This window comes from Streptomyces sp. NPDC055287, from assembly GCF_053646035.1.
In genome coordinates, this window is the sequence record NZ_JBSHNE010000031.1 from 66,445 (window position 1) to 73,651 (window position 7,207).

At 71.1% G+C, this 7,207-nt stretch carries 7 protein-coding genes; 3 read left to right on the forward strand and 4 right to left on the reverse strand.

Annotated features, from left to right (window positions below; genetic code table 11):
- Window positions 1-189 precede the first annotated feature (189 nt).
- A complete protein-coding gene (locus tag ACWIHY_RS31565; protein ID WP_454379508.1) occupies window positions 190-1,095 on the forward strand; it encodes a F510_1955 family glycosylhydrolase in 906 nt (301 codons plus the stop codon).
- Between the two features lie 40 nt (window positions 1,096-1,135).
- Here the strand turns inward: ACWIHY_RS31565 and ACWIHY_RS31570 are convergent, their stop codons facing one another.
- From ACWIHY_RS31570 to ACWIHY_RS31580, 3 genes are all read right to left on the reverse strand, one after another.
- Window positions 1,136-1,423, reverse strand: coding sequence for a metal-sensitive transcriptional regulator (locus tag ACWIHY_RS31570; protein WP_256097046.1), 288 nt, complete (start codon window positions 1,421-1,423; stop codon window positions 1,136-1,138).
- A 136-nt stretch (window positions 1,424-1,559) separates the two neighbouring features.
- Window positions 1,560-3,836 carry a heavy metal translocating P-type ATPase gene (locus tag ACWIHY_RS31575; protein WP_454379510.1) on the reverse strand — a complete coding sequence of 759 codons (2,277 nt, stop codon included), beginning with the start codon at window positions 3,834-3,836 and terminating at the stop codon, window positions 1,560-1,562.
- 81 nt (window positions 3,837-3,917) lie between these two features.
- On the reverse strand, window positions 3,918-4,202 hold the full coding sequence (locus ACWIHY_RS31580; RefSeq protein WP_454379512.1) for a heavy-metal-associated domain-containing protein: 285 nt from the start codon (window positions 4,200-4,202) through the stop codon (window positions 3,918-3,920).
- Window positions 4,203-4,392: 190 nt separating this feature from the next.
- Between ACWIHY_RS31580 and ACWIHY_RS31585 the strand changes: the two genes are divergently transcribed.
- Entirely contained in the window at window positions 4,393-5,352 is a 960-nt protein-coding gene (locus ACWIHY_RS31585) for a hypothetical protein (RefSeq protein ID WP_454379513.1), read from the forward strand.
- 329 nt (window positions 5,353-5,681) lie between these two features.
- Entirely contained in the window at window positions 5,682-6,047 is a 366-nt protein-coding gene (locus ACWIHY_RS31590) for a hypothetical protein (RefSeq protein WP_454379514.1), read from the forward strand.
- A 285-nt stretch (window positions 6,048-6,332) separates the two neighbouring features.
- Here the strand turns inward: ACWIHY_RS31590 and ACWIHY_RS31595 are convergent, their stop codons facing one another.
- Complete coding sequence (locus ACWIHY_RS31595; RefSeq protein WP_454379515.1) at window positions 6,333-6,572, reverse strand: hypothetical protein; 240 nt, start codon at window positions 6,570-6,572, stop codon at window positions 6,333-6,335.
- Window positions 6,573-7,207: the final 635 nt, after the last annotated feature.

The window sequence follows — 7,207 nt, forward strand, 5'->3', positions numbered from 1 at the left end:
GGGCACACCGGCGCTCGCCTCAGCCGCGTCGGGGTGGGCGGCGTCCGGGTGGCCGGACGCGGCTGCGGGCGCGGGGGGGGGGGGGCGGGGTTAGGGCCACCCCCCCGGAGGGGGGGGGCCCGCCGCCCGGGGGGCCCCCCCCCGGGGCCGGCCGGCCTTTCTTCCCCTTCGAGCGTTCTGGACCCACACATGACCATCCGCTTCCGCATAGCCGCGTTCGCGGCCGCCGTGGCGACCGGCGGCTTGCTGCTGACCGGCTGCTCGACCACCGACACCGCGCCCGCGCAGGGCAAGGCCAGCGCGACGAGCGATGCCGACCCGGGAACCGGGCACCTGCACGGTCTCGGCGTTGACCCGGCCGACGGCACCCTCTACGCCGCCGGGCACCTCGGCGTCTTCCGCCTCACCCCCGCCGGCGCCGTACGGATCGCCGACCGCTACCAGGACACGATGGGCTTCACCGTCACCGGCCCGCGCACCTTCCTCGCCAGCGGCCACCCCTCAATCACCGACCCCGCCGCGACCTCACCGCACCTGGGCCTGATCCGCAGCACAGACGCCGCAAAGACCTGGACCACCGTCTCCGCCGCAGGCGAAGCCGACTTCCACTCCCTCCAGCAAGCCGGCCCAACCCTCTACGGCCTCGACAGCCAGACCTCACGGATCTGGGCCAGCAAGGACACCGGCGCCACGTGGGAGCGGCGCGCGAAGATCCCGGCCGGGGACCTCGCCGCCCACGCCGGGACGCCTCAGGAGGTGTGGGCGACCAGCCGCGACGGGCTGCTGCACAGCACCGACGGCGGCGCCACCTTCCAGCCGGTTCCCGGCGCACCGGCCCTCGCCGCCGTGGAGCGGCCGGCGCCCGGCCGGCTGATCGCCCTCGCCGCCGACGGCAGGGTGCTGTCCGGCAGCGACGGGACCTCCTGGACCGAACGGGGCCGCCTCCCTGGCGGCGTACAGGGCGCCGTACTGACCGCGGCCAGCCCCGACCACCTCCTGGCCGCCGACAGCAACGACGCCGTCCACGAGTCCAAGGACGGCGGCCGCACCTGGACCACCGTGCACCAGGGAGGCCACACGAACACCGGACACTGACCGCCCGCGCTGACCGCAGCCCCGGCCGATGCGCGGTGGTTCAGGAGCGGACCATGCGGGCGATCGCCTGGGACGCTTCGGCGATCTTGTCCTGGGCCTGGTCGCCGCCCTGCGCGATGGCGTCGGCCACGCAGGACTGGAGGTGGTCGTCCATCATCGTCAGGGCGAAGGACTGCAGCGCCTTGGTGGTGGCGCTGACCTGGGTGAGGACGTCGATGCAGTAGGTGTCCTCCTCGACCAGGCGCTGCAGGCCCCGCACCTGGCCCTCGATGCGGCGCAGTCGCTTGAGGACGTCGTCCTTGTTGGCGGTGTACCCGTGCACGGCGATCCCTTCCCTTCACTGAATTACCCCATGGGGGTATAGATGTAACGACGGGGTGCGGTGATGTGTTCCGCCGGCACCTGGCCGGATGTGCCGGCGCCCCCGCCCGGGTGGCCGGGCGGGGGCGTCTGCGGGCCGGGGCTCAGCTGCCGGCGCGGAAGGAGCGCAGGCGCAAGGAGTTGCCGACGACGAAGACCGAGGAGAAGGCCATGGCCGCTCCGGCGATCATCGGGTTGAGCAGGCCGGCGGCGGCCAGGGGGAGGGCGGCGACGTTGTAGCCGAAGGCCCAGAAGAGGTTGGACTTGATGGTGCCCAGCGTCTTGCGGGACAGGCGGATCGCGTCGGCCGCCGCTCGCAGGTCGCCGCGGACCAGGGTCAGGTCGCCGGCCTCGATGGCCGCGTCGGTGCCGGTGCCCATCGCCAGGCCGAGGTCGGCCTGGGCCAGGGCGGCCGCGTCGTTGACCCCGTCGCCGACCATGGCCACGCTGCGCCCCTCGGACTGGAGGCGCTTGACGACGTCGACCTTGTCCTCGGGCATCACCTCGGCGATGACCTGCTCGATGCCGACCTCGGCGGCCACCGATTCGGCAACAGCCCGGTTGTCGCCGGTCAGCAGGATCGGCCTCAGCCCGAGAGCCTTGAGCCGGGTGATCGCTTCGGCGCTGGTGTCCTTGACGGCGTCGGCGACCTCGAGGACCGCGCGGGCCTCACCGTCCCAGGCCACCGCGATCACAGTCCGCCCCGCCGCCTCGGCCTGGTCCTTGACCTCCTTCAAATCGGTGGAAAGTTCGATGGCCCACTCGGCGAGCAGCTTCTCGCGGCCGACGAGGACGGCGTGGCCCTCGACGACCCCCTGGACACCGAGTCCCGCAAGGTTGGAGAAGTCCTCCGGGGCCGGCAGGGAACCGACCTTGGCGGCGGCACCGGTGGCGACGGCCTGGGCGATGGGGTGCTCGGAAGCGTGCTCCAGCGCGCCCGCCAGGCGCAGCACCTCGCTCTCGCTCGTGCCGTCGGCGGTGTGGACGGCCAGCAGGGTCATCTTGCCGGTGGTGACGGTGCCGGTCTTGTCCAGGACGATGGTGTCGACCTTGCGGGTGGACTCCAGGACCTCCGGGCCCTTGATGAGGATGCCGAGCTGGGCGCCGCGGCCGGTGCCGACCATCAGGGCGGTCGGCGTGGCCAGGCCCAGTGCGCAGGGGCAGGCGATGATCAGCACGGCGACCGCTGCCGTGAACGCGGCGGTCCAGCCCGCCCCGTTGCCCAGCCAGAACCCGAGCGTGCCGAGCGCGAGCGCGATGACGACGGGGACGAACACGGCGGAGATCTTGTCCGCGAGGCGCTGGGCGGCTGCCTTGCCGTTCTGCGCGTCCTCGACCAGCCGCGCCATCCGGGCCAGCTGGGTGTCGGCACCGACCCGGGTGGCCTCGACGACGAGGCGGCCGCCGGCGTTCAGGGTCCCGCCGGTGACGGTGTCACCGACCGAGACTTCGACGGGTACGGATTCGCCGGTGAGCATGGAGGCGTCCACCGCGGAGGAGCCCTCCATGACGGTGCCGTCGGTGGCGATCTTCTCGCCCGGCCGCACCACAAAGCGGTCCCCCACCCGCAGCTCGCCGGTCGGGATGCGCTCCTCACGGCCGCCGCGCAGGACGGTGACATCCTTCGCGCCGAGCTCCAGCAGCGCCTTCAGCGCCGCGCCGGCCTTCCGCTTGGACCGTGCCTCGAAGTAGCGGCCCGCCAGGATGAACGCCGTCACCCCGGCCGCGGCCTCCAGGTAGATGTTCCCCGACCCGTCGCTGCGGGCGATGGTGAACTCGAACGGGTGCGTCATCCCAGCCATGCCCGCGGTGCCGAAGAACAGCGCCCACAGCGACCACAGGAACGCGGCCGAGGTGCCCAGGGAGATCAGGGTGTCCATGGTCGCGGCGCCGTGCCGGGCATTGGTGAACGCGGCCTTGTGGAACGGCCAGGCCCCGTAGGTGACCACCGGCGCGGCCAGGGTCAGGGAGAGCCACTGCCAGTAGTCGAACTGCAGGGCCGGGACCATCGCCATCGCGATGACCGGCACCGACAGCAGCACCGCGGCGACCAGGCGCTGGCGCAGCGGCCGCAGCCCGTCGTCCTCGCCCGACCCAGTTTCGCTTGCACCCGGCTCGGCGTCCGGCCGGGGAGGTTCGGGTTCGCGGGCGGTGTAGCCGGTGGCCTCGACCGTGCCGATGAGATCCGCGACCGAGACCGAGCCGTCGAAGGTGACCTTGGCCTTCTCGGTTGCGTAGTTGACCGTGGCGCTCACCCCGTCCATGCGGTTGAGCTTCTTCTCGATCCGGGCCGCGCACGAGGCGCAGGTCATGCCGCCGATGGCGAGCTCGACCTCGGCCTCGGCGGCGCCGGTGGCGACGTTGGTGGTGGCGGTGCTCATCTGTGCTCCTGGTGGCGGCGGACGGCCGGGGCTCGTAGGCCCCGGCGGCCCGGAACGGAGAAAGAAGGGGGGAGGGGCGGGTCAGGCCGCGCGGCCGGTGACCTCGTAGCCGGCGTCATCCACGGCGGCGGCGATCACCCGGTCGTCGAGATCGGCTGCGCTGACCACGGTGACCTGACCGGAGGCGAGGTCCACCTCTACGCGGCTGACGCCGTCCACGGCGCTGACCGCCTTGGTGATCGCGTCCTTGCAGTGGCCGCAGGTCATACCGGACACCGCGTACACGGTGCGGACGCCGTCCACGGCCACAGACGGCTGCGCAGTGGTGGAGCAGGTGTTGTTCGGGGAGCAGCAGGACGAGGACATGTGGTTCTCCAACCATCAACGGACCTTGATACCCCCTGGGGGTATCTGCGACTGATTCAGGTATACCCCCAGGGGGTATGAGAAGCAAACCCCCTCAGCCCGTTGCATTGATACCCCCCAGGGGTATGCTCTGGTCGGTCGGGAACCTTCAGCGCGCCGCTCCGGCCCACGCACCACACGGGAGACCACCATGAACACCACAGCCAAGATCGGCCTCTACGGCGCAGCCCTCGCCCTGACCTTCACCACCGCCTACGGCATAGGCGCAGTAGCCGACCCGCTCACCGGCAAGACCCCCAGCGCCCCGCACGCCGCACACCAGGAGAGCAACGCGATGAACCACGGCGACCAGCACACCGGAGCGACACCGCCCCTCCCGGGAGGACTGCAGATCTCCCAGGACGGTTACACCCTGGACCTGCTGACCCCGCGCCTGGCCGCCGGCCAGGAAGCCCCACTGCGCTTCGCCATCAAGGACGAGGCCGGCAAAGCCGTCACCAAATACGCCAGGGCCCACGACAAGGACCTGCACCTCATCGTCGCCTCACGCGACCTGAACACCTTCCGCCATCTCCACCCCGCCCTCGGGCCGGACGGGACCTGGAGCACCCCCGTCGACCTGCCCGCGGCCGGCGACTACCGCGTCTTCGCCGACTTCACCCCCGCGGGACAGGGCGCCAAGCCCCTCACCCTGGGCGCAGACCTCGCCGTCGCCGGCCCCTACCAGCCGCGAGAGCTGCCGCCCCAGAAGGCCACCGCCGAAGTCGACGGCTACACCGTCACTCTCGACGGCAAGCTCACGGCCGGCAAGATGACCGGCCTGAGGCTCAACGTGGCGAAAGACGGCAAGCCCGTCACCGACCTCGAGCCCTACCTCGGCACCTACGGCCACCTCGTCGCCCTGCGCTCCGGCGACCTCGCCTACCTCCACGTCCACCCCGAAGGCAACCCCGGCGACGGCACCACCCAGCCCGGCCCCGCCATCTCCTTCATGGCCACCGCCCCCACCAACGGCGCCTACCGCCTCTTCCTCGACTTCAAGCACCAAGGCACCGTCCGCACCGCCCCCTTCACCCTCCCCACCACCAACCGCACCACCCCCGACGCCACCACCCAGCACGAAGAGCACACCAGCACCGAACACCACTGATCCCAGCTGAGTGCCTGACTGGAAACCTCGAAAGCAATGGCCAGAGCCATTGTGTGACAGCTCTGGCCTCCCGCAGCCCACCGAGCTCCCACGTCGCCTGACAGTCGACGCCGGTGCCCACGGACGTCCCAGTGCGGGGATTACCTGGCCGCGAACCTCACCGTGCGGGACACGACCGGCACGAAAACTCTCAGACATCGCACGCCCCACCCTGCTCCGAGGCGAGCAGCCGGATGGCTTCCGGGACGGCGGATCGGCCAGTGGGCTGATCGGCGTGTGTCGGGGCGCGCCTGCTGGGCTAGAAAATCGAACACGAGTAGCATTCTGGGGTGGCTACGGACGACTTTCCCGAAGACCTTCGCGCAGCTCAGCTTCGCCTGCACCAGACCTGGGCGGAGTACGAAGCCCTCGGCCACACTCTCCCCTGGTCGGTAGAGCCCTCCGAGGGATGGACGGCCCCGAAGGTTCTCTACAGCGACGCAGAACCCCGCAGCCTGCCGCCCAGCCCCGGGTACACCGACGTCCAAAAGACGGAGGTCGCCCGCCTGCGCCGTGAACTCCTCGAGCTGTCGGCCGCGGTGGCGACGCATCCGCACTGGGAGACGGTCGAGGCCGACCAGCGAGTGGATCAGCGGATGGCGCTGAAGCATGTGCACGAGCAGGAAGCTGACGCCGGCCGGGCGGAAGCGGCGTAGCCATGCCTGGTCTGCCTCAGATATCTCGCCTGGATCGCCGCCCCATCCCAGAGCCAAGTAGCCCGGGTGCCCACAAGACGCGCCTTCTGCAGCCCGAGACTCACGACGCTTAAGAGACAGCGCACTCCGGGCAGACAGTGACCCTGGTGCCTGGTAGTCGTTGTTCCGCCGACGCGTGCATGCATATCCGTCCCCCACGGACCCGCGTTGTGAGGGCCCTGCCACCCCTCAGGGCCCTCACCCCCATACCGGCCGGGCAGCGCGCGTGCTTCTCGCGCCCCCTCGTCACGTGGCGCGCTCCGTGCGGCGCTCGGCAAGAGCGGTGCGCGCCTGACGTTCGTCGAGGAGGAGGCCGAACTCCTGTCGGGCGACGCGCTGGACGTCCTCGACGGTCGCAGCCCGGCCGCCCGGGCTGCGGGTGTGGGCGAGTTCGGCCGCGCCCAGGGCGAGCAGCTCTTCGCGGTCATGCTGCGGGTACCCGTCGGTTGTGTAGGCGGCAAGGACCCGCTGCCACAGACCACTCACCGGTCTTCCTCTCCTGACCCCGGCTCCACGGGGGCTGTGCCTGCCTGTTCAGCGGCACCAGCGTTCTCGTCCTCGCTGCCGGCGGGCCTGATCCCGTACGGCCCCCGCTCACCAGGGCACCTGGCCCCCACTCCTGCCGGCCCCTTGCGGCGGGACTCCTGCCAGATCACGTCGCCCTGCCCTCCAGTCCACGGTGGAACACAAACAGCCCCGCTTGGAGTGTTGTACAGCCCACTGTCCGGCTGCAGGAGGAGGCGCGCGATGTCTCGATCGCCCGGTCGGGCGAGACCCCACACCGCTGCATGCCGGCCCACGCGGAAGAGACGGCCCGTATACCTGGACGCCTGCACAGCCGATACATCACCAGGCACATCGAGGTGAACCGGACGCCACCACACGACACCCCACCGGGTCCGTGACCGTAGGTTCACCACCGCCGTTGAGCCCGGCGACGCGTGCACGGTCTGTGGGATTCCATTGCGCGCGGTCCGGGGGTCCCGAAACCGCGCCTCGGCTCGGGGCCCCCAACCCAGCCTCATGCTAGTGGCTTGTCACGCTGCTTTGGCCGGGTATTGCGTCCACTGTCGGATTGGTGAGTCGGGGGCGAAGTTGGTCTTCGGCTCGGCGCGGGTGTT

Coding starts and splice junctions, on each gene's coding strand:
- ACWIHY_RS31575 (WP_454379510.1), bottom strand. CDS start 3,836: ATGAGCACCGCCACCACCAACGTCGCCACCGGCGCCGCCGAGGCCGAG.
- ACWIHY_RS31565 (WP_454379508.1), top strand. CDS start 190: ATGACCATCCGCTTCCGCATAGCCGCGTTCGCGGCCGCCGTGGCGACC.
- ACWIHY_RS31585 (WP_454379513.1), top strand. CDS start 4,393: ATGAACACCACAGCCAAGATCGGCCTCTACGGCGCAGCCCTCGCCCTG.
- ACWIHY_RS31580 (WP_454379512.1), bottom strand. CDS start 4,202: ATGTCCTCGTCCTGCTGCTCCCCGAACAACACCTGCTCCACCACTGCG.